29 protein-coding genes, 1 pseudogene and 1 riboswitch are annotated in these 24,781 nt (G+C 70.2%); of the genes and pseudogenes, 26 read left to right on the top strand and 4 right to left on the bottom strand.

The window, feature by feature from the left end; translation table 11 throughout:
• Positions 1-74 precede the first annotated feature (74 nt).
• Positions 75-677 (bottom strand): hypothetical protein, encoded by a 603-nt coding sequence (locus tag G3I77_RS24465; protein ID WP_248507178.1) that lies wholly within the window; start codon positions 675-677, stop codon positions 75-77.
• A gap of 136 nt (positions 678-813) precedes the next feature.
• Positions 814-1,668, bottom strand: a complete 855-nt coding sequence (locus G3I77_RS24460) for a class I SAM-dependent methyltransferase (RefSeq protein WP_248507177.1) — start codon at positions 1,666-1,668, stop codon at positions 814-816.
• Between the two features lie 165 nt (positions 1,669-1,833).
• On the opposite strand from G3I77_RS24460, the pseudogene G3I77_RS24455 reads away from it, so the two are divergent.
• From G3I77_RS24455 to G3I77_RS24370, 18 genes and pseudogenes are all read left to right on the top strand, one after another.
• Positions 1,834-2,272: pseudogene (locus G3I77_RS24455) on the top strand (His/Gly/Thr/Pro-type tRNA ligase C-terminal domain-containing protein); the annotation flags it as partial.
• 270 nt (positions 2,273-2,542) lie between these two features.
• Positions 2,543-3,145, top strand: a complete 603-nt coding sequence (locus tag G3I77_RS24450) for a hypothetical protein (protein ID WP_094055768.1) — start codon at positions 2,543-2,545, stop codon at positions 3,143-3,145.
• Positions 3,146-3,434: 289 nt separating this feature from the next.
• Positions 3,435-3,854: a 30S ribosomal protein S16 gene (gene rpsP, locus G3I77_RS24445; protein WP_010044494.1), complete on the top strand. Its 420-nt coding sequence runs from the start codon at positions 3,435-3,437 to the stop codon at positions 3,852-3,854.
• Between the two features lie 2 nt (positions 3,855-3,856).
• Positions 3,857-4,096 (top strand): RNA-binding protein, encoded by a 240-nt coding sequence (locus G3I77_RS24440; protein ID WP_004924853.1) that lies wholly within the window; start codon positions 3,857-3,859, stop codon positions 4,094-4,096.
• Positions 4,097-4,181: 85 nt separating this feature from the next.
• Positions 4,182-4,724, top strand: coding sequence for a ribosome maturation factor RimM (gene rimM, locus G3I77_RS24435; RefSeq protein ID WP_248507176.1), 543 nt, complete (start codon positions 4,182-4,184; stop codon positions 4,722-4,724).
• Positions 4,724-5,557, top strand: a complete 834-nt coding sequence (trmD, locus tag G3I77_RS24430; protein ID WP_248507175.1) for a tRNA (guanosine(37)-N1)-methyltransferase TrmD — start codon at positions 4,724-4,726, stop codon at positions 5,555-5,557. Before rimM ends, trmD begins: the two co-directional genes overlap by 1 nt.
• A 135-nt stretch (positions 5,558-5,692) precedes the next feature.
• Positions 5,693-6,043, top strand: coding sequence for a 50S ribosomal protein L19 (gene rplS, locus G3I77_RS24425; protein ID WP_248507173.1), 351 nt, complete (start codon positions 5,693-5,695; stop codon positions 6,041-6,043).
• 45 nt (positions 6,044-6,088) lie between these two features.
• Positions 6,089-6,814, top strand: coding sequence for a signal peptidase I (lepB, locus tag G3I77_RS24420; protein WP_248507171.1), 726 nt, complete (start codon positions 6,089-6,091; stop codon positions 6,812-6,814).
• Complete coding sequence (lepB, locus tag G3I77_RS24415; RefSeq protein ID WP_248507169.1) at positions 6,807-7,898, top strand: signal peptidase I; 1,092 nt, start codon at positions 6,807-6,809, stop codon at positions 7,896-7,898. Before lepB (G3I77_RS24420) ends, lepB (G3I77_RS24415) begins: the two co-directional genes overlap by 8 nt.
• Positions 7,786-8,748, top strand: a complete 963-nt coding sequence (lepB, locus tag G3I77_RS24410) for a signal peptidase I (RefSeq protein WP_248507168.1) — start codon at positions 7,786-7,788, stop codon at positions 8,746-8,748. The genes lepB (G3I77_RS24415) and lepB (G3I77_RS24410) overlap by 113 nt, the downstream gene beginning before the upstream one ends.
• A gap of 50 nt (positions 8,749-8,798) precedes the next feature.
• Positions 8,799-9,578 (top strand): signal peptidase I, encoded by a 780-nt coding sequence (gene lepB / locus G3I77_RS24405; RefSeq protein WP_248507165.1) that lies wholly within the window; start codon positions 8,799-8,801, stop codon positions 9,576-9,578.
• Positions 9,568-10,092 carry an NUDIX hydrolase gene (locus G3I77_RS24400; protein ID WP_248507163.1) on the top strand — a complete coding sequence of 175 codons (525 nt, stop codon included), beginning with the start codon at positions 9,568-9,570 and terminating at the stop codon, positions 10,090-10,092. Before lepB (G3I77_RS24405) ends, G3I77_RS24400 begins: the two co-directional genes overlap by 11 nt.
• 56 nt (positions 10,093-10,148) lie before the next feature.
• A complete protein-coding gene (locus tag G3I77_RS24395; protein WP_003993268.1) occupies positions 10,149-10,457 on the top strand; it encodes a DUF2469 domain-containing protein in 309 nt (102 codons plus the stop codon).
• 77 nt (positions 10,458-10,534) lie between these two features.
• Complete coding sequence (locus tag G3I77_RS24390) at positions 10,535-10,936, top strand: YraN family protein (RefSeq protein ID WP_248507161.1); 402 nt, start codon at positions 10,535-10,537, stop codon at positions 10,934-10,936.
• Positions 10,937-12,562, top strand: a complete 1,626-nt coding sequence (locus G3I77_RS24385) for a YifB family Mg chelatase-like AAA ATPase (protein WP_248507159.1) — start codon at positions 10,937-10,939, stop codon at positions 12,560-12,562.
• A complete protein-coding gene (gene dprA, locus G3I77_RS24380; protein ID WP_248507157.1) occupies positions 12,559-13,719 on the top strand; it encodes a DNA-processing protein DprA in 1,161 nt (386 codons plus the stop codon). Before G3I77_RS24385 ends, dprA begins: the two co-directional genes overlap by 4 nt.
• Positions 13,720-13,991: 272 nt before the next feature.
• Positions 13,992-14,834 carry an RNA polymerase sigma factor WhiG gene (whiG, locus tag G3I77_RS24375; protein WP_248507154.1) on the top strand — a complete coding sequence of 281 codons (843 nt, stop codon included), beginning with the start codon at positions 13,992-13,994 and terminating at the stop codon, positions 14,832-14,834.
• A 93-nt stretch (positions 14,835-14,927) separates the two neighbouring features.
• The gene (locus G3I77_RS24370) at positions 14,928-15,485 is read left to right on the top strand and encodes a TetR/AcrR family transcriptional regulator (RefSeq protein WP_248507361.1); all 558 of its coding nucleotides are present in this window, start codon (positions 14,928-14,930) and stop codon (positions 15,483-15,485) included.
• Positions 15,486-15,617: 132 nt separating this feature from the next.
• Here the strand turns inward: G3I77_RS24370 and G3I77_RS24365 are convergent, their stop codons facing one another.
• Positions 15,618-16,187 (bottom strand): M23 family metallopeptidase, encoded by a 570-nt coding sequence (locus G3I77_RS24365; protein ID WP_248507152.1) that lies wholly within the window; start codon positions 16,185-16,187, stop codon positions 15,618-15,620.
• A 272-nt stretch (positions 16,188-16,459) separates the two neighbouring features.
• Here G3I77_RS24365 and rpsB point away from each other — a divergent pair, with 272 nt between their 5' ends.
• The 6 genes from rpsB (at position 16,460) to G3I77_RS24335 (ending at position 21,766) form a co-directional block, all read left to right on the top strand.
• Positions 16,460-17,392 carry a 30S ribosomal protein S2 gene (gene rpsB / locus G3I77_RS24360; RefSeq protein WP_248507150.1) on the top strand — a complete coding sequence of 311 codons (933 nt, stop codon included), beginning with the start codon at positions 16,460-16,462 and terminating at the stop codon, positions 17,390-17,392.
• Between the two features lie 174 nt (positions 17,393-17,566).
• Positions 17,567-18,403 carry a translation elongation factor Ts gene (gene tsf / locus G3I77_RS24355; RefSeq protein WP_031103424.1) on the top strand — a complete coding sequence of 279 codons (837 nt, stop codon included), beginning with the start codon at positions 17,567-17,569 and terminating at the stop codon, positions 18,401-18,403.
• A gap of 184 nt (positions 18,404-18,587) precedes the next feature.
• Positions 18,588-19,346: a UMP kinase gene (gene pyrH, locus G3I77_RS24350; RefSeq protein ID WP_248507148.1), complete on the top strand. Its 759-nt coding sequence runs from the start codon at positions 18,588-18,590 to the stop codon at positions 19,344-19,346.
• Positions 19,347-19,512: 166 nt separating this feature from the next.
• Entirely contained in the window at positions 19,513-20,070 is a 558-nt protein-coding gene (gene frr, locus G3I77_RS24345) for a ribosome recycling factor (RefSeq protein ID WP_248507146.1), read from the top strand.
• Positions 20,070-21,197 (top strand): phosphatidate cytidylyltransferase, encoded by a 1,128-nt coding sequence (locus tag G3I77_RS24340; protein ID WP_248507144.1) that lies wholly within the window; start codon positions 20,070-20,072, stop codon positions 21,195-21,197. The genes frr and G3I77_RS24340 overlap by 1 nt, the downstream gene beginning before the upstream one ends.
• A 119-nt stretch (positions 21,198-21,316) precedes the next feature.
• A complete protein-coding gene (locus tag G3I77_RS24335; protein WP_248507142.1) occupies positions 21,317-21,766 on the top strand; it encodes an SRPBCC family protein in 450 nt (149 codons plus the stop codon).
• Positions 21,767-21,800: 34 nt separating this feature from the next.
• Here the strand turns inward: G3I77_RS24335 and G3I77_RS41260 are convergent, their stop codons facing one another.
• Positions 21,801-22,211, bottom strand: coding sequence for a GNAT family N-acetyltransferase (locus tag G3I77_RS41260; protein ID WP_374386486.1), 411 nt, complete (start codon positions 22,209-22,211; stop codon positions 21,801-21,803).
• 143 nt (positions 22,212-22,354) lie between these two features.
• Here G3I77_RS41260 and rlmN point away from each other — a divergent pair, with 143 nt between their 5' ends.
• Together rlmN and G3I77_RS24325 are read left to right on the top strand one after the other, a co-directional pair.
• Complete coding sequence (gene rlmN, locus G3I77_RS24330) at positions 22,355-23,461, top strand: 23S rRNA (adenine(2503)-C(2))-methyltransferase RlmN (protein ID WP_161368217.1); 1,107 nt, start codon at positions 22,355-22,357, stop codon at positions 23,459-23,461.
• Positions 23,462-23,500: 39 nt separating this feature from the next.
• A riboswitch (TPP riboswitch) is annotated at positions 23,501-23,607 on the top strand.
• Between the two features lie 76 nt (positions 23,608-23,683).
• Complete coding sequence (locus tag G3I77_RS24325; RefSeq protein ID WP_248507140.1) at positions 23,684-24,769, top strand: thiamine ABC transporter substrate-binding protein; 1,086 nt, start codon at positions 23,684-23,686, stop codon at positions 24,767-24,769.
• Positions 24,770-24,781 lie beyond the last annotated feature (12 nt).

Below are 24,781 nucleotides of genomic sequence, written 5' to 3'. Positions count from 1 at the left end.
GCCTGTCCGAACCGCAGTGAGGGCGACCCCTTCTCCAAGGGGGCGCCCTCACCGGGTTCTCAGCGGCTCGCGCATCAGCCGTTCGGGAACTTCCAGATGTACGGCTCGCCGTCCTCCTCGGACCAGTGGACCTCGACGCTCTTGGCGTTCGCCGGGATCACGTACGTCTCGCAGAAGACATGGCTCTCGCCCTGCTTCCAGCTGTCGACGTCGTAGGGGTCCTCGCAGCCCGCGGCGTCGTCGGACGCGCCGATGAGGATGGAGCCGCGCTGCCCGTCGGCGAAGACCGTGGCGCCGTCGTGCACGTCGGAACCGTCGGTGAGGGCGGGCCCGCTCTTGTGCGTGTACTTCAGGTGCGCGACGGCCAGCACCTTGCCCTTGACCTTGTCCGGCTCGGAGACGGCCTTCGCCGCCTCCGCCTCGGTGCCCACGTCGACCTTCTGCGCCAGGACCTCGTAGGTGACCTCGCCCGGGTCCTCCGCGACCTTGCCCGTGGCGCTCTCGCCGGTCCCCATCTCGCCGCCGGAGGCCGGCTCCGGCGACGGTGAGGTCTTGGCCTGGGCGGTGCCCGTGCTCTTCGCGTCGGCGGTGTCGTCGCCGCCACCGCATGCGGTGAGCGTCAGAGCGAGGACGGCGACGGGCGCGACGAGGCGCAGCGCGGTCTGGTGGTGCGGCACAGCAGCTCCTGTATGCAGATGTGTAGGTCCCCCGAGCGGTGGATCACATTAAGCGTTCGTGATCCACTTGGTGAAACCAGAAGCCCCCCAAGGTGCTTTCTTCACACCATTCACACCTGCATCGGAATCTCGTTCCTCAGGGTGTCCGGGCGATCAGATACCGGAACACGTTCGGCATCCACACGGTCCCGTCCTGCCGCTGGTGCGGATGCAGGGCCTCGGTCAGCTCCTTGTCGACCTGCGCCTGGTCCGTAGCCGTCATCGCCGCGTCGAACAGCCCCGTCGACTTGAGCCCGCGTACCGCGCTGTCCACATCGGCGTAGCCGAAGGGGCACGCCACCCGCCCCGACCCGTCCGGCTTGAGCCCGGCCCGCTGGGCGACATCCTCCAGGTCGTCACGGCAGGCGGGACGCCAGCTGCCCGAGGTGCGCAGCGGCTCCGCCAGCTTCGTGGCCACCCGCATCACGGACGCCGTGGCGCACCGCTCCGGCGGACCCCAGCCGGCCAGCACCACGGCCGCACCGCGCTGGGCGAGCGGTGTCGCCTCCGCGAGCAGTCCGCCCAGCCCCTCCGAGTCGCCCGCGAGGCACCCGATCGGCTCGAAGGCGGTCACCATGGTGTACCCGGGAGCGCCCGGCACCGAGGTGTCCCGGGGCGAGCCGTCGACCAGCCGGATGTCCCGACGCGTGCGCGTGCCCGACGCCTCGGGCAGCAGCCGCTCCCGCGCCAGGGCCATTCTTTCGGGGGAAACGTCGACACCGGTGACCGCCGCTCCCCGGGCGGTGGCCATCAGCAGGGAGAGCCCGGAACCGCAGCCGAGGCCGAGCAGCCGCGTGGCGGGACCCACTTCCAGTCGCTCGTAGACGGCCTCGTAGAGCGGTACGAGCATCCGCTCCTGGATCTCGGACCAGTCACGCGCGCGTGCACGCAGGTCCACGCGGGGTGCTGCCCCCGCGTGAGGCAGGTGCTGCCGCACGAGCGTAGGTGTCATAAGTAAGCGCCCCAATCCGCCGAGAGTTGCCTCTTGCCCGATTCCATGGCCCCCGTGACAGTGCGCTCGCACTACCCCCGTATGCCAGGAAACTCCCCCCTCGACCTGTCGTCCAGTGGAATGGGGCAGGGCTTGTGAGTTGTCATGTGCCTATGGCGAGATTTCACATTCCGGCAACGTGGGCCCGTACCGTCTCGCCATGGCGACGGCACCCGTTCTCACCTCCCGGGCGGACGACTTCCCGCGCTGGGGCCGGCGCAGATCCAGGCCGTCGTGCTCGCGATCAAGGGCGAGGAGGCGGTTCTGGCCAAGGTCCGCGAGCTCGGCGACCGGCTGAAGGCGGGCGGTGTCCGCGTCCACGTCGACGACCGCACCGACACTCCCTTCGGCCGCCGCGCGGTCGACTGGGAGCGGAAGAGGACCAGGACCGGCCGCCCTGGCCGGCGGCTGGGCGCGCATCCCGTGGGCCGTGCTCGGCGAGGAGGGCGAGGCCGAGCCGGCCGATCACGCGGTGACCGTACGGTGTCCGGTCGAAGAGGACGGGTCGGTGCCGGACGCCGACGACGCACCCGGTAACGTCGCGGTCGTCGCACGCGCTTACTGAGTGTGGCACGCGCTCACCGAGTGGAGCGCAAGGCGACCGAAACACCTCTTGCGCATCAGCGGACGCCTGTTTCCCCAGCGCGCGGATGGGCTCTACGCGCCGGCGCGTACGCGGGACTACGCACCACCTTGTGGTGAGCTGCGAGGCTTCTCCACAGATCAGCGCACCCGCCCTCGTCGGGACGCATCAGAGGCAACTGACGGGTACGTGCAAATTATTTGGGATGGCCCGGAATCGGAACACTGGGGCACCCCGGCTCGTTGTCATTACGTGAGCACGACACAGACACCACCTGTTCTCGCCGCAGAGCTGGCACAGGCGTGGGCCGATATTCAGCGGTACCACCCCGAGCTGCCCGACCTTGCCGCGCCAGAGTCCCTGATCGGGGAGTCGTCGTCCGCGTGCGGTCACGAGCTCTCCTTCGAGCGACTGCTCCATGAGGCAGTCCATGGCATCGCCGCCGCGCGCGGCGTCCGCGACACCTCCCGTGCCGGCCGCTACCACAACCGCAGATTCCTCGCGATCGCCGAGGAGCTGGGCCTGGACCACCCGGAGGAACCGCATCCCAGCAGCGGCTTCTCCCTGGTCACGCTCACCCCCGAGGCGAAGCGGCGCTACCGCCCGACGATGGAGCGTCTCCAGCGCGCCCTGAAGGCGCACACCGCCGCGACGTCCTCCGACACATCCCGCACCTTCCGGGGCCCGGCCGCGCGCCACGGCTCCTCGGGCGGCGGCGTACGCGTCAAGGCGGTCTGCGACTGCGGCCGCAACGTCCGCGTCGTCCCGTCGGTGCTCGCCCAGGCCCCGATCGTCTGCGGCGGCTGCGGAAAGCCGTTCCGCATCCCGGAGGTCGTGGGAGCGGTCGCGAGCTGACGCCCTCCACCGGCATCTCGTGGCTGCCGGTCTTCGGCGCAGGGCTCGGGCCGGGCTGCGCACCCGACGTGCCTCCACGCCGGGTGCGCCCTCGGCATGCCCGCACAGCGGTTCGGGCCCCGGCCGGGAGCGACCCTCAGGGTGTGGCACAATGGCTAGCTGTACTCGACAGCCGCACAGGACCCCTCTCTCCTCCGGCTGACGCGTCCATCGGGCACTCGGGTACCGCAACCCCACGCGGCCTTCTCGCCGTGCCCAACCACGTCAAATTCCAGGAGAACCCACTCCCGTGGCAGTCAAGATCAAGCTGAAGCGTCTGGGCAAGATCCGTTCGCCTCACTACCGCATCGTCGTCGCCGACTCCCGTACCCGCCGTGACGGCCGGGCCATCGAGGAGATCGGCAAGTACCACCCGACGTACAACCCGTCGGTGATCGAGGTCGACGCCGAGCGTGTGGCGTACTGGCTCGGTGTCGGCGCTCAGCCGACCGAGCCCGTGATGGCCATCCTCAAGAAGACCGGCGACTGGCAGAAGTTCAAGGGCGAGCCCGCCCCGGCTCCGCTGCTGACGCAGCCCGAGAAGGCCGCGCGTCCGTCGTTCGAGGCCATCGGCGGTGACGACGAGGGCAAGGGTGAGGCGATCACCCAGAAGAAGAAGGCTGAGAAGAAGGACGAGGCCGCCGCTGAGTCCGCTTCGACCGAGGCCTGAGCATGCTCGAGGAGGCTCTCGAGCACCTCGTGAAGGGCATCGTCGACAACCCTGACGATGTGCAGGTCGCCTCGCGCAACCTGCGCCGCGGTCGCGTGCTCGAGGTCCGGGTCCACCCGGACGACCTCGGCAAGGTGATCGGCCGCAACGGCCGCACCGCACGCGCCCTGCGTACCGTCGTGGGCGCCATCGGTGGTCGCGGCATCCGTGTCGACCTCGTCGACGTGGACCACGTCCGCTGACGCTTATCGCAGCAGCACCGGCTCGGGCCGGGGAGGGCCACTGGGCCGTCCCCGGCCCGCAGTCGTATGACAGGAGATTGGACTCGTGCAACTGGTAGTCGAACGGATCGGCCGTGCCCATGGCATCAAGGGTGAGGTCACCGTCGAGGTACGGACCGACGAGCCGGAGCTGAGGCTCGGCCCCGGTGCCGTACTCACCACCGATCCCGCCGCCGCGGGACCGCTCACCATCGCGACGGGCCGCGTCCACAGCGGCCGTCTTCTGCTGCGCTTCGAGGGCGTCGGCGACCGCACCGGCGCCGAGGCCCTGCGCAACACCCTCCTGATCGCCGAGATCGACCCGGAGGAAATGCCCGAGGGCGAGGACGAGTACTACGACCATCAGCTCATGGACCTCGACGTGGTCACCGCGGACGGCACCGAGGTCGGCAGGATCACGGAGATCTCGCACCTGCCCTCGCAGGACCTGTTCATCGTCGAGCGCCCCGACGGCAGCGAGGTGCTGATCCCCTTCGTCGAGGAGATCGTCACCGAGATCGACCTCGAGGAGCAGAAGGCCGTCATCACCCCGCCGCCGGGCCTGATCGACGACCGCGCCGAGATCGCCTCCAGCCGGGATGAGCCGTAATGCGCCTCGACGTCGTCACGATCTTCCCCGAGTACCTGGAACCGCTGAACGTCTCCCTCGTCGGCAAGGCACGCGCGCGTGGACAGCTCAATGTGCACGTCCACGACCTGCGTTCCTGGACCTACGACCGCCACAACACCGTCGACGACACCCCGTACGGCGGCGGCCCCGGCATGGTCATGAAGACCGAGCCGTGGGGGGACGCGCTGGACTCCGTCCTGGCCGACGGCTACGAGACGGGCTCCCGCGAGCCCGCCCTCATCGTGCCCACCCCCAGCGGCCGCCCCTTCACCCAGGAACTCGCCGTCCACCTCTCCGAGCGCCCCTGGCTGATCTTCACGCCGGCCCGCTACGAGGGCATCGACCGCCGTGTCGTCGACGAGTACGCCACACGGATGCCGGTCTACGAGGTGTCCATCGGCGACTACGTCCTGGCCGGCGGCGAGGCGGCCGTCCTCGTCGTCACCGAAGCCGTGGCGCGGCTGCTGCCCGGCGTCCTGGGCAACGCCGAGTCCCACCGCGACGACTCCTTCGCGCCCGGCGCCATGGCGAGCCTGCTGGAGGGGCCCGTCTACACCAAGCCGCCCGAGTGGCGCGGCCGGGACATCCCCGACGTGCTGCTCAGCGGCCACCACGGGAAGATCGCCCGCTGGCGTCGCGACGAGGCCCTGAAGCGCACCACCGCCCACCGGCCCGACCTCATCGAGCGCTGCGACCCGAAGGCCTTCGACAAGAAGGACCGCGAGATGCTCTCCATCCTGGGCTGGGCACCCGACCCGGCGGGGGAGCCGTACGGCCGATTTTGGCGCAGGACCGACGGCGTGGAAGAATAGCCAGCTGTTGTGCGTCTGTCCGGCGTGCGCCCCTGCCACAGGGGGAGACGACGTCCGCCCCGACCCGCACACACCTGATCCGAAACACCTAGTTTCCGTTGATGACCTGTGGCATCAGCGAGGAAAGCAGACGAAATGTCTCACCTGCTCGACTCCGTCGACTCCGCGTCGCTGCGCAGCGACGTCCCCGCCTTCCGCCCGGGCGACACCGTGAACGTCCACGTCCGCGTCATCGAGGGCAACCGCTCCCGTGTGCAGCAGTTCAAGGGCGTTGTGATCCGCCGTCAGGGTTCCGGCGTGCGCGAGACCTTCACGGTCCGCAAGGTCTCCTTCTCCGTCGGCGTCGAGCGCACCTTCCCGGTGCACACCCCGATCGTGGAGAAGATCGAGCTCGTCACCAGGGGTGACGTCCGTCGCGCCAAGCTGTACTACCTGCGCGAGCTGCGCGGCAAGGCCGCGAAGATCAAGGAGAAGCGCGACAACTGAGCGCTCTCCGGGGTTCGCGTCGGGGCCGGATAGCATCTGGCTCCGATGGACACCGAAGCACAGCCGACGGAGCGCGACCGCTCCTCCCGCCCTTCCGGCTCCGAGAAAACGACCTCGGAACCCGCAGGGCCGGAGGACCGGTCGCGTTTCGCGTTGCTGTCGCGTGTCAGCTCCTGGATCCCGGGCGGCCGGATCACCCTCACCCTGCTGGTCTGCCTGCTGTTCCTGCTGTTGCTCAGCACGTTCGTGCTGCGCCCGTTCCAGATCCCCAGCGGATCCATGGAGCAGGGATTGAGGATCGGGGACCGGGTTCTCGTAAATAAGTTGGCATACCGTTTCGGTGCCGCGCCGCAGCGGGGAGACATCGTCGTGTTCGACGGGACCGGGTACTTCGGGCACGCGGACTACGTCAAGCGCGTTGTCGGCGTGGGGGGAGACCACGTGGTCTGCTGCGACAGGGAGGGGAGCATCCAGGTGAACGGCCGGCCGGTCGACGAGTCGGGCTTCCTGTATCCCGGCGACAGCCCGTCCACGGTGCCCTTCGACGTCGTCGTGCCCGGCGGCACCCTGTTCGTCCTCGGCGACCACCGCAGCCACTCCAGCGACTCCCGCGACCACCTCGGCTCGCCGGGCGGCGGCATGATCCCCGTCGACGACGTGATCGGCCGCGCCGACGGGATCATCTGGCCCTTCGGCCACGCCACCCGGCTGCACCGCCCCGACGCCTACGCGCGCGTGCCTGCCGCCGGAAGGACGGGCGCCCATGGGTAACCGCGGCAAACCGCGCGGCGTCCCTGCGGGCCCCGCGGAGAACCTGCTGCCCACCGGCGCCCGGCGCGCCGCCGGCCCGTCCGGTGGCCGTACGCGTGCCGAGCGCCGCAAGCTCCAGCGCAAGGTCAAACGGCGCCGCAGGCGCGGTGCCGTCAAGGAGATACCTCTCCTCGTGGGCGTCGCCGTCCTGATAGCGCTCGTGCTGAAGACGTTCCTCGTCCAGGCTTTCGTCATCCCGTCCGGCTCCATGGAGCAGACGATCCAGATCGGCGACCGCGTCCTGGTCGACAAGCTCACCCCGTGGTTCGGCTCGAAGCCGCAGCGCGGGGACGTCGTCGTCTTCAAGGACCCCGGCGGCTGGCTCCAGGACGAGCAGCCCACCACGCAGAAGGCCGACCCCGTCGTCATCAAGCAGGTCAAGGAAGGGCTCACCTTCATCGGCCTGTTGCCGTCCGAGAACGAGAAGGACCTCATCAAGCGGGTCGTCGGCGTCGGCGGCGACCGCGTCAAGTGCTGCGACACGCAGGGACGCGTGACCGTCAACGGCATCCCGCTGAACGAGGACTACCTGTATCCCGGCGCCGCCCCGTCCGACACGCCGTTCGACATCACGGTCCCCCAGGGGCGGCTGTGGGTGATGGGCGACCACCGGAACAACTCCGCGGACTCCCGCGCCCACCAGGACACCGACTACGGGGGCACGGTGTCCGAGGACGAGGTGGTGGGCCGCGCCATGGTCATCGCCTGGCCCTTCGGCCACTGGAACATGCTGGAGGAACCGAATACGTACGCCTCCGTGTCCGACTCGGCCACCGGGTCGACCGCTGCTCCCGAACTGTCGCATAGGGTTGCCTCCTACGATTCGAACGGAACGATCCAGCTCCCGACCCCTGCGGAACTCCCGCTCGTTATGGGAGTGGTGGGCCTGCGTCGTGTATGGGGCAGGCGGCGGCACAGAGTGAGGAGTTGGCGTGGGGGATGTGGCGGTTGGCGCACGGTCCGGACACGACGGCGAGGAGCATCGCGGGCGCCCCGCGGAATCCGCCGTCCCGGCCGCGGACAGCGCCGTGACCTCCGGGAATGACTCCGGGGCAGCCGAGGACGACAGGGTGACGGGCGAGCACGCGACAGCAGGGGACCAGGGGCCGGGCGGTACGGCCAGGACACCGAGGAAGCCGCGCTCCTTCTGGAAGGAGCTGCCCATCCTGATCGGTATCGCGCTGGTGCTGGCGCTGCTGATCAAGACCTTCCTGGTGCAGGCGTTCTCCATCCCCTCCGACTCGATGCAGAACACCCTCCAGCAGGGTGACCGCGTCCTGGTCGACAAACTCACCCCCTGGTTCGGCTCCGAGCCCGAGCGCGGCGAGGTCGTCGTCTTCCACGACCCGGACAACTGGCTCGCGGGCGAGCCGACCACGGATCCGAACGCCCTGCAGACCTTCCTCAGCTGGATCGGCCTCATGCCGTCCGCGGAGGAGAAGGACCTCATCAAGCGCGTCGTCGGCGTCGGCGGCGACACGGTCGAATGCAAGAACACCGGCCCGCTCACGGTCAACGGCAAGACCCTGAACGAGCAGTCGTACGTCTACGCCGGCAACACGCCGTGCAGCGTCGACGACCAGGGCGGCCAGTTCAAGGTGAAAATCCCCGAGGGCTACATCTGGGTCATGGGCGACCACCGGCAGAACTCGCGGGACTCCCGATACAACCAGGCCGACAAGAACCACGGCATGGTCCCGGTGAAGGACGTCGTCGGACGGGCCGTCGTCGTCGCCTGGCCGATCAACCGCTGGGACACCCTGCCGGTGCCGGACACCTTCGACCAGCCCGGGCTGAGCGCCCAGCCGGCCGCCGCCGGGCTGACGGTCGCGCCGCAGGGCCTGGCGCTGGCCGGTGTGCTGCCGGTGGTGTGGTGGCGTCGCAGGAAGCAGTGATCCCGGCCATGGGCTGACCCCGGCCCGTACCCCCGGGTAGGGTGCGGCCCATGGGTGGCGAGAGCGTGACGCACACGGCCCCGCGCAGCGGTGGCCCGAGCACGGGCCCGGAGGGCAGCCGGACCGGACAGCGGTTGTCCGGGCTGGCCGTCGCGCTGGGCCTTGTGCTGTTCCTGGGCGGGTTCGCCTGGGGAGCGGTGGTCTACCGGCCGTACACCGTGCCCACCAGCTCGATGACACCGACGATCGACGCGGGCGACCGGATCCTGGCGCAGCGCGTCGACGGCGGCGAGGTGCGCCGTGGTGACGTCGTCGTCTTCAAGGACGCGACCTGGGCCAACGCGCCGATGGTCAAGCGTGTGGTCGCCGTCGGCGGCGACACGGTCTCCTGCTGCCAGGACGGCAAGCTCGAGGTCAACGGCAAGCAGATCGACGAGACATACCTGCCCAAGGGCACACCGGCCGAGATGAGCAACTTCCCGACCGTGACCGTCCCCAAGGGCCGTCTCTTCCTGCTCGGCGACGAGCGCGGCAACTCCGTGGACTCCACGGCCCACCTGACCGACGCCGCCAGCGGCACGGTGGCGCGCTCCGCCGTGGACGCCCGCGTCGACGCCGTCGTCTGGCCCATGAAGGGCATGCTGGAGCGCCCCACCGGCTTCGAGCCGCTCAGCACCCTCTCCTCACCCGGCCCGCTGCGGACGATCACCGTCCTCGTGATCGCCGGCGCCGTGCTCGTCCTGGGCGGAGGCGCCTACGGGCCCATCGCCAAGCGTGCGGGCGCGGCCCGGGCCCGACGGGCGAGCGCGGAGCCCGCCGGTGTCCGCTGAGGCCGTGGGAACGGGCCAGGACACCTACGAGGGCGGGTTGCGCAAGGTCGCCCGGGTCGTGCTGCTCGACCCGCAGGACCGCATCCTGCTGCTGCACGGGCACGAGCCGGACGATCCGGCCGACGACTGGTGGTTCACCCCCGGCGGGGGAGTGGAGGGCGGCGAGACCCGTGACCAGGCCGCCCTGCGGGAACTCGCCGAGGAGGCGGGCATCACCGAGGTCGAGCTCGGGCCGGTGCTGTGGCGGCGGAGGTGCTCCTTCCCGTTCGCGGGCCGCCGCTGGGACCAGGACGAGTGGTACTACCTGGCTCGTACGGATCGCACGGCGGTGGCCGCCACCGGGCTGACCGAGCTGGAACGGCGCAGTGTCGCCGGAGCGCGCTGGTGGACGTGTCCGGAACTGAGCCGGGCACATGAGACGGTGTATCCGACCAGACTCGCCGGGCTGCTGCGCACGCTGCTCGACGAAGGTCCCCCGGCCAGGCCTGTGATCCTTGACCCGGAAATCGTCTAGCGGCTCACGGGACTGGCGCACAATGGGGGGATCGCACGGCTGAAGGGGAACATGCCATGAGCGCCGAGGACCTCGAGAAGTACGAGACCGAGATGGAGCTGAAGCTCTACCGGGAGTACCGCGATGTCGTCGGTCTGTTCAAATACGTGATCGAGACCGAGCGGCGTTTCTACCTGACCAATGACTACGAGATGCAGGTGCACTCGGTCCAGGGTGAGGTGTTCTTCGAGGTGTCCATGGCGGATGCCTGGGTGTGGGACATGTACCGGCCGGCACGGTTCGTGAAGCAAGTCCGGGTCCTCACGTTCAAGGACGTGAACATCGAGGAGCTGAACAAGAGCGACCTGGAGCTGCCGAGCGGGTGACGTCCGCCCGGGAGGGTGACGGGTTTGTCCACAACCGCTGAGCCGTCCACCAAGATCCACTCGATGGGGGCGGGTGCGTGATCGTTGGCGCCGGAGGTGGTGCCGACATGACCGCACAGCTGGCACGCAGTGCCATGGGCAAGTACGGGGAGGGCCTGGCCGCACGGCGGCTGGCCGAGGCCGGTCTGACGGTTCTGGAGCGCAACTGGCGCTCCGGCCGGGCCGGCGAGATCGACATCGTGGCCAGGGACGGAGACGTCCTGGTCGTCTGCGAGGTGAAGACCCGCAGGGAGGGTCCCTTCGGGCATCCGATGGCGGCCGTGACCCCGCAGAAGGCGGAGCGGCTGCGGGACCTGGCCGAGCGGTGGATCCAGGCACACGGAGGCGCACCGCCCGGCGGGGTCCGCATCGACCTGGTCGGGGTGCTGCTGCCGGCCCGCGGCGCTGCCGTGGTCGAGCATGTGCGGGGGGTGGCCTGAATGGCGTTCGCCCGTACGTGTTCGGTGGCGCTGGTGGGCGTCGAGGGCGTGGTCGTCGAGGTGCAGGCCGACCTCGAACCCGGCGTCGCGGCCTTCACCCTGGTGGGACTGCCCGACAAGAGCCTCACGGAGAGCCGGGACCGGGTGCGCGCCGCGGTCGTCAACTCGGGCGCGGCCTGGCCCCAGAAGAAGCTCACGGTCGGCCTGAGCCCCGCCTCGGTACCGAAGTCCGGCAGCGGCTTCGACCTGGCCGTCGCGGCAGCGGTCCTCGGCGCGGCGGAACGCATCGACCCGCGGGTCCTCGCCGACATCGTGATGATCGGCGAACTGGGGCTGGACGGGCGGGTGCGGCCGGTGCGAGGGGTGTTGCCGGCGGTGCTGGCGGCGGCCGGTGCCGGGTATGAGCAGGTGGTGGTGCCGGAGTGCGCCGCCGCCGAGGCGTCCCTCGTGCCCGGGGTCTCGGTGCTGGGCGTCCGCAGTCTGCGGCAGCTGATCGCGATCCTGGCCGACGAACCCGTGCCCGACGAGGAACGGGACGAGCCGGGGCGCCCGGACCCGCTCCTCGCCGGCCTGCGCATGCCGGGCACAGGCGCGGCCACGGGCATGCACAGCGCTGGCGCGGCCCAGCACGACCACGGTCACGACCTGGCGGACGTCGTCGGGCAGACCTCGGCGCGCACGGCCGTGGAGGTGGCCGCAGCGGGCGGGCACCACCTCTTCCTCGAGGGGCCGCCCGGCGCCGGCAAGACGATGCTCGCCGAACGACTGCCGGCCATCCTGCCCGGGCTCGGCCGGCAGGAGTCGCTGGAGGTCACGGCGGTCCACTCGGTGGCGGGCCTGCTGCCCCCGGGCCAGCCCCTGATCGACGTCGCCCCCTACTGTGCCCCGCACCACTCGGCCACGTTGCAGGCACTCGTGGGCGGTGGCCCAGGCATCGCGCGGCCCGGTGCGGTGTCGCTGTCCCACCGAGGCGTCCTTTTCCTGGACGAGACGCCGGAATTCAGCAGTCACGTCCTGGACGCGCTGCGCCAGCCGCTGGAGGCGGGGCATGTCGTGATCGCGCGCAGTGCGGGAGTGGTGCGCTTCCCGGCGAAGTTCCTCATGGTGCTCGCGGCCAACCCCTGCCCGTGCGGCCGGTTCTCGCAGCGGGACGACCTGTGCGAGTGCCCGCCCTCGGCCGTCCGCCGCTACCAGGCCAGGCTCTCCGGCCCGCTGCTGGACCGGGTCGATCTGCGTGTCGAGGTGGACCGCGTCACCCGCACCGAGCTGACCGCCTCCGGCGCCAGGGGCGAGTCGACCGCGACGGTCGCCGACCGCGTCCGGGCGGCCCGGGCGCGGGCTGCGGAGCGCCTTGCCGGGACCCCCTGGTACACGAACAGCGAGGTGCCCGGCCGTGAGCTGCGCAGCCGCTGGTACGCCGTGCCGGGCGCGATGGACGAGGCCGAGCGGAGCCTGGAGCGAGGTGTCCTGACGGTCCGCGGGCTCGATCGCGTCCTGCGCGTGGCCTGGACCGTCGCCGACCTCGTCGGCCACGACCGGCCGGGCGCCACGGACGTCGCCCTCGCGCTCCAGCTGCGCACCGGTGTGCCGCGAGGCGTCCCCATGGCCATCGGGGCGCTGACATGAGCGTCGGCGGCGAACCGGACGACGAGCTGCTCGGCCGGGTGCTGCTCACCCGTGTCATCGAGCCCGGCGACGAGGTCGGCGGGAGGTGGGTGCGGGAGTTCGGGATCGGGGAAGTGGTGCGGCGGCTGAGGGCGGGCGGGGCCGCTCTGCCGGGGGCGAGCGGGAAGCGGTGGGCCGGGCTGGTGGCCAGGGCGGAGGCCGCCCGGCCGCGCCGGGACCTGGAGGCCGCCCGGGATGCCGGGGTGCGGTTCGTGTCTCCCGGGGGCGGGGAGTGGCCGGGGCAGCTCGACGATCTCGGGGATGCCCGGCCCCTGGGGCTGTGGGTGCGCGGGCGGCCCAGCCTGCGGATGTGGGCGCTGAAGTCGGTCGCCGTGGTCGGCGCCCGGGCCTGCACCGAGTACGGGGCCCATATGGCCGCGACCCTCGCCGCCGGCCTCGCCGAGCAGGGCTGGGTCGTGGTCTCCGGCGGCGCCTACGGAGTCGACGGCGCCGCCCATCGCGGAGCACTCGGAGCCGGCGGCGCCACCGTCGCCGTCCTCGCCTGCGGCGTCGACCGGCCCTACCCCCGCGGCCACACCCAGCTGATCAGCAGAATCGCCGAACAGGGTCTGGTGATCGGCGAGTTGCCACCCGGTGATCATCCGACGCCGAGCCGGTTCATCCTGCGGAACAGAGTGATCGCCGCGCTCACCCGGGGCACTGTGGTCGTCGAGGCCGCCCAACGCAGCGGTTCCCTGGTCACCGCACGGGCGGCGCAGCGCCTCGGCCGGCACACGATGGGGGTGCCGGGCCCGGCCACCAGCGGGCTCTCCGCCGGAGTGCACGATCTGCTGCGCGGGGAGGCCGTCCTGGTCACCGATGTCGCGGAGGTCGTCGAACTGGTCGGTGACATGGGAGAGCTGGCCCCCGACCGGCGCGGCCCCGTCCTGCCCCGGGACCTGCTGGAACCGGCCACCCGGCAGGTGCTCGCCGCACTGCCGGGACGCGGGGTGGCCCGGCCGGACGAGATCGCGCGCTCCGCACAGACCGCACAGGACGACGCGATCGCGAGACTGTACGAACTCCGAGCACTCGGTTACGTCGAACGACACGGCGACGGCTGGAAGTTGACACGCCAGGCGGTGATGTCGGTCCGCGGCGGTCGCGGGCCGGGTTGACCGTGCGTGTTCGGCCGTCCGGGGTAACCCCGACATCCCTTGGAAATGCGCCCAGTTGGGGCCATCCGGTGATCACACCGAGCGACCGCGACGTCCCGACGGGATGTCCTCAAGAACGTATCTGCGCCCGCCTTGGCCTCCGCACTTCGCGCACCGCGACACCACAGTCACGCTACGCTCACGAGGATCCCGACACGGACAGGCAACTCGACATCAGACAGACAGCCCACCCCAGCAGCACCACTCCGCAGCAGAACGGCACAAGGCGACGAATGCCCCAGCACACCTCCGGGTCCGACCGGGCGGCGATCCCCCCAGCCGCCCGTGACGGTGGCAGCGTGCGGCCGCCCGCTCCCTCGACGCTCGACGAGCTGTGGCGGTCGTACAAGGCGACGGGGGACGAGCGGCTGCGGGAGCAGCTGATCCTGCACTACTCGCCGCTCGTGAAGTACGTCGCGGGACGGGTCAGCGTGGGCCTGCCGTCCAACGTCGAGCAGGCGGACTTCGTCTCGTCCGGGGTGTTCGGGCTGATCGACGCGATCGAGAAGTTCGACATCGGCCGCGAGATCAAGTTCGAGACGTACGCCATCACCCGGATCCGCGGCGCGATGATCGACGAGCTGCGGGCGCTGGACTGGATCCCCCGCTCGGTGCGGCAGAAGGCACGCAGTGTGGAGCGGGCGTACGCCACGCTGGAGGCGCGGCTGCGGCGGACCCCGAGCGAGGGCGAGGTGGCCTCCGAGATGGGCATCGCCGTCGAGGAACTCCACGCGGTGTTCAGCCAGTTGTCGCTGGCCAACGTGGTGGCCCTGGAGGAGCTGCTGCACGGGGGCGGTGAGGGCGGCGACGGGCTCAGCGTCATGGACACGCTGGAGGACACCGCCGCCGACAACCCCGTCGAGGTCGCCGAGGACCGGGAGCTGCGGAGATTCCTGGCGCGGGCGATCAACACGCTGCCCGACCGGGAGAAGACGGTGGTCACGCTGTACTACTACGAGGGCCTCACCCTGGCCGAGATCGGCAATGTGCTGGGCGTGACCGAGAGCCGGGTCAGCCAGATCCACACGAAGTCGGTGCTGCAGCTGAGAGCGAAACTGGCGAGCTTCGGCCGCTGACCTGGCCGGATGCCGTCGAGCCTGCGACAGCCACTCCCGTCCGGCGGAACGCGTCCGTAGAGTGTTGACGTGCCAAGGATTCGAGCGGCCTCTGTGGCCGAGCACCGGTCGATGCAGCGAGCCGCCCTGCTGGACGCGGCTCGTTCCTTGTTGTCCGAGGGCGGTACGGAGGCGTTGACCTTCCCGGCCCTGGCCGAGCGGACGGGCCTCGCGCGATCGTCCGTCTACGAGTACTTCCGGTCACGGGCGGCCGTGGTCGAGGAGCTGTGCGAGGTCGACTTCCCGGTCTGGGCGGCGGACGTGGCGGCGGCGATGGAGCGGGCGGAGACGGCCGAGGCCAAGGTCGAGGCGTATGTGCGGCAGCAGCTGGAGCTGGTCGGCGACCGGCGGCACCGGGCCGTGGTCGCGATCTCCGCGAGTGAACTCGACGCGGGGGCGCGGGAAAAGATCCGGGCAGCGCACGGCGGGCTGGTCGCGATGATCGTCGAGGCACTGGGCGAGCTGGGGCATGCGCAGCCCCGGCTGGCGGCGATGCTGGTGCAGGGCGTCGTGGACGCGGCCGTGCGGAGGATCGAGCTGGGGGCGGCGGAGGAGCCCGGGGCGATCACGGATGCGGCTGTGTCGATGGCGCTGCGGGGTGTGCGGGGCTGAGGGTGTCGGGGCCGACGCCGGGGCGTTCCGCAGCCCGGCGGAGCGGGGTGCCGCTGTACCCACCGTCCCCCGAGCTCTCGACTTCGCTCGAGCAGGAGCCCCCATCGCCCCGAGCGGCACGCATGCCCGCGGCTATGCCAGCGGCAGCAGCCTCGACGGGCCCGTGCGCAGGAGCCACGGCGGCAGGAGCGACAGCGGGTTCACGTACGTCTCGCCGCGGCGCAGGCCCCAGTGGACGCACGGGGCCGTGCAGTGCGAACCGCTCGCGTCCACCGTGCCGATCACCTCGCCCGGCTCCACCTCCTCGCCCTCCTCGACCGCTGCCGACACCGGCTCGTACGTCGCGCGCAGGGGTGGGTCGCCCGTTCCCGTGAGGTCCACCGAGACGACTCCCTTGCCGGCCACCCGGCCCGCGAAGGAGATCCGGCCCGCGGCCACCGCTCGAACCGGTGTGCCCGCCGGCGCCGCCAGGTCCACGCCCCGGTGGCCCGGGCCGTAGGCCGTCGCCGGGGGCTCCCAGCCCCGCAGGACCCGGGGGCGCGGGCCGACGGGCCAGGTGCGGCCGATCGCCGGCACGGTGGCGTCCGCCAGGGGCGCACCCGCCGCGAACAGGGGTGGTGGCGGGGCCAGCAGGGCCGTCGCCGTGACGATCACCAGCAGGATCAGGCGCGCACAGGCACGCACACATCGCTTCGCTCGCATGCGGACAGCGTTCCGAATGGCCGGCGTCGCCGCTCACGGCTGTGGGCGGGTGCCCGGTTGTGGACGACGGCGTCACCCGGCACCCCGCGGGTCCCGTACACTTCTGGTGGCGACCTGAGTCTTCAGGTCGACTTCGCACGCCCCGATACGAACCCCGGCAACGGGCCGTATCAGCGCCCCTCGGTCCCTCGTGGAACGGCGCGCAGTGGGCGTCAGGCGCGGAAGCCGTCCGGCATCCGCGGCACAACCGAGAAGCACAAGGAGATACGGCCATGGCCGTCGTCACGATGCGGGAGCTGCTGGAGAGCGGCGTCCACTTCGGTCACCAGACCCGTCGTTGGAACCCGAAGATGAAGCGCTTCATCTTCACGGAGCGCAACGGCATCTACATCATCGACCTGCTCCAGTCGCTGTCGTACATCGACCGCGCCTACGAGTTCGTCAAGGAGACCGTCGCCCACGGCGGCACGGTCATGTTCGTCGGCACGAAGAAGCAGGCGCAGGAGGCCATCGCCGAGCAGGCCACCCGCGTCGGCATGCCCTACGTCAACCAGCGCTGGCTGGGCGGCATGCTCACCAACTTCTCGACCGTCTACAAGCGTCTGCAGCGCCTCAAGGAGCTCGAGCAGATCGACTTCGAGGACGTCGCCGCGTCCGGTCTGACCAAGAAGGAGCTTCTCGTGCTCTCGCGCGAGAAGGCCAAGCTGGAGAAGACCCTCGGTGGTATCCGCGAGATGTCCAAGGTGCCCAGCGCCGTCTGGATCGTGGACACCAAGAAGGAGCACATCGCGGTTGGTGAGGCCCGGAAGCTGAACATTCCGGTCGTCGCGATCCTCGACACCAACTGCGACCCCGACGAGGTCGACTACAAGATCCCGGGCAACGACGACGCGATCCGCTCCGTCACGCTGCTCACCCGTGTGATCGCCGACGCGGTCGCCGAGGGCCTCATCTCCCGCTCCGGTGTCGCCACCGAGGGCAAGGGCGAGAAGGCCGCGGGCGAGCCGCTGGCCGAGTGGGAGCGCGACCTGCTCGAGGGCGAGAAGAAGGCCGACGAGGCCGCCCCCGCCGACGAGGCCGCCCCCGCTGCTGAGGCCGCCCCCGCTGCTGAGGCCGCTCCGGCCGCCGAGGCCGCTCCGGCCGCCGAGGCCGAGGCCGAGAAGCCGGCCGAGGGCGAGAAGGCCGCCGAGGCCGAGCAGGCCTGACCCGTCAGTCCGAGTTGACGGCGGGAGCGGCACTCCATCCATAGCGCCTTCGGCGCGGTGAAGTCCGCTCCCGCCGTTGACCCGTAGGTCAGCGGAAGGACAGCGTCCCCCGGTTCCATGGGGCGCATCCGCAGATCGTCGATCTTCCAGACTTCGAGAGAGATTCACAGACTCATGGCGAACTACACCGCCGCCGACGTCAAGAAGCTCCGTGAGCTCACGGGCGCCGGCATGATGGACTGCAAGAAGGCGCTGGACGAGGCCGAGGGCAACGTCGAGAAGGCCGTCGAGGCGCTCCGCATCAAGGGCCAGAAGGGCGTCGCCAAGCGCGAGGGCCGCTCCGCCGAGAACGGCGCCGTGGTCTCGATCATCGCCGACGACAACTCCTCCGGTGTCCTGGTCGAGCTGAAGTGCGAGACGGACTTCGTCGCCAAGGGTGACAAGTTCCAGGCCGTGGCCAAGACCATCGCCGAGCACGTCGCCAAGACCTCCCCGGCCGACCTCGAGGCCCTGCTCGCCTCCGAGATCGAGGCCGGCAAGACCGTCCAGGCGTTCGTCGACGAGGCCAACGCCAACCTGGGCGAGAAGATCGTCCTGGACCGCTTCGCGCAGTACGCCGACGGCTTCGTGACGGCGTACATGCACCGCACGATGCCCGACCTGCCCCCGCAGATCGGCGTCCTCGTCGAGCTGGACAAGCCGAACGCGGAGATCGCCAAGGGCGTCGCCCAGCACATCGCCGCCTTCGCGCCGAAGTACCTCTCCAAGGAGGACGTCCCGGCCGAGGTCGTCGAGTCCGAGCGCCGCGTCGCCGAGGAGACCACCCGCGCCGAGGGCAAGCCCGAGGCCGCCCTGCCGAAGATCGTCGAGGGTCGCCTCAACGGCTTCTTCAAGGACGCCACGCTGCTCGGCCAGCCGTACGCGCTCGACAACAAGAAGTCGGTCCAGAAGGTTCTGGACGAGGCCGGTGTCACCCTGAAGCGCTTCACGCGCATCAAGGTCGGCATCTGAGTCCGTACCGCGATCGACGCCCGACCCCGATAGGGTCGACAGCAGTCGTCCGCGTGCGCCGTCACATGAGTGGCGGACGACAGCAGATCTGACGAGGAGGCCATTGCCGTATGGGATGCGAAACACGCCCCACCGGCAATGGCCTTCTTGGTATGTGCAACACGTGAAAGAGGCGGGATCCCCCATGACCACCAAGGCCCAGAAGAGCGACGACGGCAAAGTGCGCGGCCGGTTTCTGCTGAAGCTGTCCGGAGAGGCATTCTCCGGTGGCGGCGGCCTTGGCGTCGACCCCGACGTGGTGCACAAGATCGCCCGCGAGATCGCGGCCGTGGTACGCGACGGCGCGGAGATCGCGATCGTCATCGGCGGTGGCAACTTCTTCCGCGGCGCCGAACTCCAGCAGCGCGGCATGGACCGGGCCCGCTCCGACTACATGGGCATGCTCGGCACCGTCATGAACTGCCTCGCCCTCCAGGACTTCCTGGAGAAGGTCGGCGTGGACTGCCGGGTGCAGACCGCCATCACCATGGGTCAGGTCGCCGAGCCGTACATCCCGCTGCGCGCCGTGCGGCACCTGGAGAAGGGCCGTGTGGTCATCTTCGGCGCCGGGATGGGCATGCCGTACTTCTCCACCGACACCACCGCCGCCCAGCGCGCCCTGGAGATCGACGCCGAGGCGCTGCTGATGGGCAAGAACGGCGTGGACGGGGTCTACGACTCCGACCCCAAGACCAACCCGGACGCGGTGAAGTTCGATCACCTCGGCTACGGCGAGGTCATCACGCGCGATCTGAAGGTCGCCGACGCAACGGCCGTGACGCTGTGCCGCGACAACAAGCTCCCGATCGTGGTCTTCGAGCTGCTGGCGGAGGGCAACATCTCACGCGCCGTCAAGGGTGAGAAGATCGGCACGCTGGTGGGGGACCCCGGCAGCCGGGACTGACACCCCGGGTACCACCCCGTCCGGGGGACGGACGGGACGGAGCCGGGCCGGGGGATGGACAATGTCCCGCCGGTCGGGAACCGTGCAGGAAGAAGACGCGACGCAGCCGGCCGCCGCTCCACATGGAACCGCAGCCGGGCCTACTCAAGACACGCAGGAGCAAGTGGTGATCGAAGAGACCCTCCTCGAGGCCGAGGAGAAGATGGAGAAGGCCGTCGTGGTCGCCAAGGAGGACTTCGCCGCGATCCGCACCGGCCGTGCGCACCCGGCGATGTTCAACAAGATCGTGGCTGACTATTACGGCGCGCTGACGCCGATCAACCAGCTGGCCTCGTTCTCCGTGCCCGAGCCGCGTATGGCCGTGGTGACCCCCTTCGACAAGAGCGCGCTGCGCAACATCGAGCAGGCGATCCGCGACTCCGACCTGGGCGTCAACCCGAGCAACGACGGCAACATCATCCGGGTGGTGTTCCCCGAGCTCACCGAGGAGCGCCGCCGCGAGTACATCAAGGTCGCCAAGAGCAAGGGCGAGGACGCGAAGATCTCGATTCGCTCCGTGCGCCGCAAGGCCAAGGAAGCCATCGACAAGCTGATCAAGGACGGCGAGGTCGGTGAGGACGAGGGCCGCCGTGCGGAGAAGGAGCTCGACGACACCACCGCGAAGTACGTCGCGCAGGTGGACGAGCTCCTGAAGCACAAGGAAGCGGAGCTGCTCGAGGTCTGATGAACGACTCTTCCTGGGGGGCGCCGCCACAGGCCGGGTACTGGGGGCCCACCGACCAAGGGCATGGTCACGGGCACGTCCGGGGCCAAGGCCACGGGCACGTCCAGGGGGCCGCCCCGGCGGGTCCCGCATACGATGCGTATGAAGCGCCTCAGACTCGCCCCATGCCCATCGTGCCTGACGTGACCGACTTCGGCGGAAACCAGGATGACGACCGGGGGGCTGCTCGGCTGAGCGCCCCCCCGGTCCGAAACGACACGAATCCGGAGCCCATGCCCGACGCCTCGCAGCCGGCCCCCAAGCCGCCGAAGAAGAGCGCGGGCCGCGACCTGAGTGCCGCGATAGGGGTCGGTGTCGGGCTCGGTGCGGTGATCGTCGCGTCGCTGTTCGTCGTCAAGGCCGTCTTCGTCGGCGTCGTGGCGGTGGCCGTGGTGGTGGGCCTGTGGGAGCTGACCAAGCGGCTGGAGGAACGCAAGGGCATCCGCGCGCCCCTCGTGCCGCTCGCGCTCGGCGGTGCCGCGATGGTCGTCGCCGGGTACGTCCGGGGCGCCGAGGGCGCGTGGGTGGCGATGGCGCTCACGGCACTGGCGGTCCTGGTCTGGCGCATGACCGAACCGCCCGAGGGCTACCTGAGGGACGTCACCGCGGGCGTCTTCGCGGCGTTCTACGTGCCGTTCCTCGCGACCTTCGTCGCGATGATGCTGACCGCGGACGACGGGGCGCAGCGGGTGCTCACCTTCCTGCTGCTCACGGTCGTCAGCGACACCGGGGCCTACGCCGTCGGCTGGCGGTTCGGCCGGCACAAGCTCGCCCCGCGCATCAGCCCCGGCAAGACCCGCGAGGGCCTGCTCGGCGCGGTCTCCTTCGCCATGGTCGCGGGGGCACTGTGCATGCAGTTCCTCATCGACGACGGTGCCTGGTGGCAGGGCCTGGTGCTGGGCCTCGCGGTCGCGGTCACCGCCACGCTCGGCGACCTCGGCGAGTCCATGATCAAGCGGGACCTCGGCATCAAGGACATGGGCACGCTGCTGCCGGGTCACGGCGGCATCATGGACCGGCTCGACTCGCTGCTGCCCACGGCTCCGGTGGTGTGGCTGCTGCTCGTGCTCTTCGTCGGCTCCGGCTGAACCGGCCGTCTTCGTCAGTGAGCTCCCGTCCTGCTGGGCGGGAGCTCACTGTCGTCTCGGGGAGACGCCCGGGGGAGTGAAGTGGGACGATTCAGGTGTACCTCCCAAAGGAGGCCATCATGGCCATCATCCGAGAGAGCATCGATGTCGATCGCCGTCCCGAGGAGGTCTACCAGTACCTCATGGACGCTCAGCGCATGCCGGAGTGGCAGCTGAGCGCCGTGTCCGCGGAGCGCCTCGACGAGGGGCCGGTCGGCGTCGGCACCAAGGTCCGCGTGACCCGCCACGTCGGCCGCCGTCTCATGCCGATGACCATGGAGGTCACCGAGTACGACCCGCCGCACAGCTGGGGCATGCGCGGCGTCGACGGCCCCGTCCGGGCCCAGGTGCACGGCGAGGTCGAGCCCTATGACGAGGGCCGCCGCTCGCACGTCACGATCGACATCGACTTCGAGGGCCACGGCATGGGCAAGGTCATGGTCCCCCTCGTTGTACGCCCCCAGGTCCGCAGGGAACTCCCGCGCAACGAGCAGCTCCTCAAGGACCGGCTGGAACACACGGGCGAGTAGGGCGTCCCCGCCCCGGCGGCACCGTCGGCTTTCCTCAGCGCCGCCGGGGGAACCTCCCTGGGCTGTCAGGGCTCTTGGCCGCACGCGAGGCACCTTCTGGCGCCAGAGGTGACGGCGTTCGGCTGCCGGTGGCGCAGGGCCCGACGTGACCCCGGACAAGGCAGTCGTGCCACACGTGGTCCGCCGGGTCGTCGCGCACCCACGAGCGGCAATGTCGAGGCAGCCGCTTCTCCAGGCGGTAGCCGGCCCTGGACGCGAGCCGCTGCGAGCCGACGTTGTCCGGATCGATCTCCAGCCACAGGCGCGGTACTCCGGCATCCCTGTGCGCCCACTCCGTCAGGACCCGCACCGCGCGCAACGCAATCCCAGCCGAGAGGGGGGCGTCGTCCGGGGTCAGCGCTCGCAGCCGTCGGCCGTCAAGGTCCAAGTCCGCGGTCAGATCCACCGTCGGAGTATGCCGGCATGCGCCCCTGGGCCGTCCTGGGTCGCGCGAAGCCGGCCAACGCAGACATACACCGCCCACGGGTGACCGCCCCCACCCCACTCTCGCCTGGGCTCCCGGAGTTGATCTGCCACACTGGGAGAGTTATGCCTGCACCCGGAGAACTCACTTTCGTAGCCCCGCGCGGAGCCAAGAAGCCGCCGCGGCATCTCGCCGATCTCACTCCTGCCGAGCGCAAGGAGGCCGTTGCCGCTGTCGGGGAGAAGCCGTTTCGTGCCAAGCAGCTCTCGCAGCACTACTTCGCGCGGTACGCGCATGATCCGGAGCAGTGGACCGACATTCCGGCCGGTGCCCGGGGGCGGCTCCAGGAAGCGCTGCTGCCCGAGCTGATGACCGTCGTGCGGCATTTGTCGACCGACCAGGGCACCACCCGCAAGACGCTGTGGCGGCTGTTCGACGGGACGCTCGTCGAGTCCGTGCTGATGCGCTACCCGGACCGCGTGACCATGTGCATCAGCTCGCAGGCGGGATGCGGCATGAACTGTCCGTTCTGCGCGACCGGGCAGGCCGGGCTGGACCGGAACCTGTCCACGGCCGAGATCGTGCACCAGATCGTGGACGGCATGCGGGCGCTGCGGGACGGAGAGGTCCCCGGCGGTCCCGCGCGGCTCAGCAACATCGTCTTCATGGGCATGGGCGAACCGCTCGCCAACTACAACCGGGTCATCGGCTCCATCCGGCGGCTCACCGACCCCGAGCCCGACGGGCTGGGGCTCTCGCAGCGCGGCATCACCGTCTCGACGGTCGGGCTCGTCCCCGCCATCCACCGGTTCGCCGACGAGGGCTTCAAGTGCCGCCTCGCCATCTCGCTGCACGCTCCCGACGACGAGCTCCGCGACACCCTCGTGCCCGTGAACACGCGCTGGAAGGTCCGGGAGGTGCTGGACGCCGGCTTCGAGTACAGCGCCAAGTCCGGGCGGCGGCTGTCCATCGAGTACGCGCTGATCCGGGACATCAACGACCAGGCGTGGCGCGGTGACCGGCTCGGGCGGCTGCTCAAGGGCAAGCCCGTGCACGTCAATCTCATCCCGCTGAACCCGACGCCGGGGTCGAAGTGGACCGCCTCGCGGCCCGAGGACGAGAAGGCGTTCGTGGAGGCGATCGCCGCCCATGGTGTGCCGGTGACGATCCGGGACACCCGTGGTCAGGAGATCGACGGGGCGTGTGGTCAGCTCGCGGCCACCGAGCGGTAGTCTGACCGGCGTAAGAACATCCGCATATCCGACACCTGCATATTCCGACAGGGGAGCGCCACAGCGCTGAGAGTGCGGCACACGGCCGCAGACCCTCCGAACCTGGCCCAGGTCATTCTGGGTAGGGAGATCGGTCATCACTCGAGCTGTTGCGCCCTGCCCGGGATCCTCTGAGTTCCCGGGCGGGGCCGCGTCTTCTCCTGGTCATCCAGGAGGAATCCAGTGAGCAACAACAAGAAGCGGCTGACGGCTGTGGTCGTCGGGCTCGGCCTGGTCGGCACGCTCGCCGCGTGCGGGTCGTCCGACAGCGGCCAGGGGTCCGGCGACTCCAAGACCGTGACGCTCGTCAGCCACGACTCGTGGGCCGCGTCCAAGGACGTCATCGCGGCCTTCGAGAAGCAGTCCGGCTACAAGGTCGATGTCCTGAAGGACGGCGATGCCGGGCAGGCCGTGAACAAGGCCATCCTGACCAAGGACAACCCGCAGGGCGACGTCTTCTTCGGCGTCGACAACACACTGCTGTCCCGCGCCCTCGACAACGGCCTGTTCCAGCCGTACGAGCCGAAGGACTCCGACCTGATCCTGCCGGAGTACCGCGCCGACCAGGACAAGCACCGGGTCACGCCCGTCGACACCGGCGACATCTGTGTCAACTACGACAAGAAGTACTTCGCCGACCACAAGCTGGAGCCGCCGAAGAGCTTCGACGACCTGATCAAGCCGCAGTACAAGAACCTCCTGGTCACCGAGAACGCCTCCGCCTCCTCGCCCGGCCTCGGCTTCCTGCTCGGCACCGCCGCGAAGTACGGAGACGAGGGCTGGGAGAGCTACTGGAAGAAGCTCAAGGCCAACGGCGTGAAGGTCGTCGACGGCTGGGAGCAGGCCTACAACGAGGAGTTCTCCGGCTCGGCCGGCGGCAAGAAGGCCAAGGGCGACCGGCCGCTCGTCGTGTCGTACGCCTCCTCGCCGCCCGCCGAGGTCGTCTTCACCGACCCGAAGCCGAGTACGGCGCCGACCGGGGTCGCCGAGGGCACCTGCTTCCGGCAGGTCGAGTACGCGGGCCTGCTCAGCAACGCGAAGAACACCAAGGGCGGCAAGGCGTTCCTGGACTTCCTGCTCACGCAGCGGTTCCAGGAGGACATGCCCATGAACATGTTCGTGTACCCGGTGCGCGAGGGCGCCCAGGTGCCGCCGGAGTTCGTGAAGTACGGGCCGCAGGCGAAGGACCCGGAGACCATGGACCCGGCGAAGATCGCCGACCACCGTGACCAGTGGGTCAAGTCGTGGACCTCACTCGTACTGAAGTAGCCGCTCGGAAGC

This window comes from Streptomyces sp. D2-8, assembly GCF_023184515.1.
Taxonomy (GTDB): Bacteria; Actinomycetota; Actinomycetes; order Streptomycetales; family Streptomycetaceae; genus Streptomyces.
This window is presented reverse-complemented; position numbering and strand designations above follow the sequence as displayed.

Coding starts and splice junctions, on each gene's coding strand:
- rlmN (WP_161368217.1), top strand. CDS start 22,355: ATGCCTGCACCCGGAGAACTCACTTTCGTAGCCCCGCGCGGAGCCAAG.
- lepB (WP_248507165.1), top strand. CDS start 8,799: ATGGGTGGCGAGAGCGTGACGCACACGGCCCCGCGCAGCGGTGGCCCG.
- tsf (WP_031103424.1), top strand. CDS start 17,567: ATGGCGAACTACACCGCCGCCGACGTCAAGAAGCTCCGTGAGCTCACG.
- G3I77_RS24460 (WP_248507177.1), bottom strand. CDS start 1,668: ATGACACCTACGCTCGTGCGGCAGCACCTGCCTCACGCGGGGGCAGCA.
- G3I77_RS24385 (WP_248507159.1), top strand. CDS start 10,937: ATGGCGTTCGCCCGTACGTGTTCGGTGGCGCTGGTGGGCGTCGAGGGC.
- whiG (WP_248507154.1), top strand. CDS start 13,992: ATGCCCCAGCACACCTCCGGGTCCGACCGGGCGGCGATCCCCCCAGCC.
- trmD (WP_248507175.1), top strand. CDS start 4,724: ATGCGCCTCGACGTCGTCACGATCTTCCCCGAGTACCTGGAACCGCTG.
- lepB (WP_248507171.1), top strand. CDS start 6,089: ATGGACACCGAAGCACAGCCGACGGAGCGCGACCGCTCCTCCCGCCCT.
- rplS (WP_248507173.1), top strand. CDS start 5,693: ATGTCTCACCTGCTCGACTCCGTCGACTCCGCGTCGCTGCGCAGCGAC.
- G3I77_RS24340 (WP_248507144.1), top strand. CDS start 20,070: ATGAACGACTCTTCCTGGGGGGCGCCGCCACAGGCCGGGTACTGGGGG.
- dprA (WP_248507157.1), top strand. CDS start 12,559: ATGAGCGTCGGCGGCGAACCGGACGACGAGCTGCTCGGCCGGGTGCTG.
- pyrH (WP_248507148.1), top strand. CDS start 18,588: ATGACCACCAAGGCCCAGAAGAGCGACGACGGCAAAGTGCGCGGCCGG.
- lepB (WP_248507169.1), top strand. CDS start 6,807: ATGGGTAACCGCGGCAAACCGCGCGGCGTCCCTGCGGGCCCCGCGGAG.
- G3I77_RS24335 (WP_248507142.1), top strand. CDS start 21,317: ATGGCCATCATCCGAGAGAGCATCGATGTCGATCGCCGTCCCGAGGAG.
- G3I77_RS24440 (WP_004924853.1), top strand. CDS start 3,857: ATGCTCGAGGAGGCTCTCGAGCACCTCGTGAAGGGCATCGTCGACAAC.
- G3I77_RS24365 (WP_248507152.1), bottom strand. CDS start 16,187: ATGCGAGCGAAGCGATGTGTGCGTGCCTGTGCGCGCCTGATCCTGCTG.
- rpsB (WP_248507150.1), top strand. CDS start 16,460: ATGGCCGTCGTCACGATGCGGGAGCTGCTGGAGAGCGGCGTCCACTTC.
- G3I77_RS24395 (WP_003993268.1), top strand. CDS start 10,149: ATGAGCGCCGAGGACCTCGAGAAGTACGAGACCGAGATGGAGCTGAAG.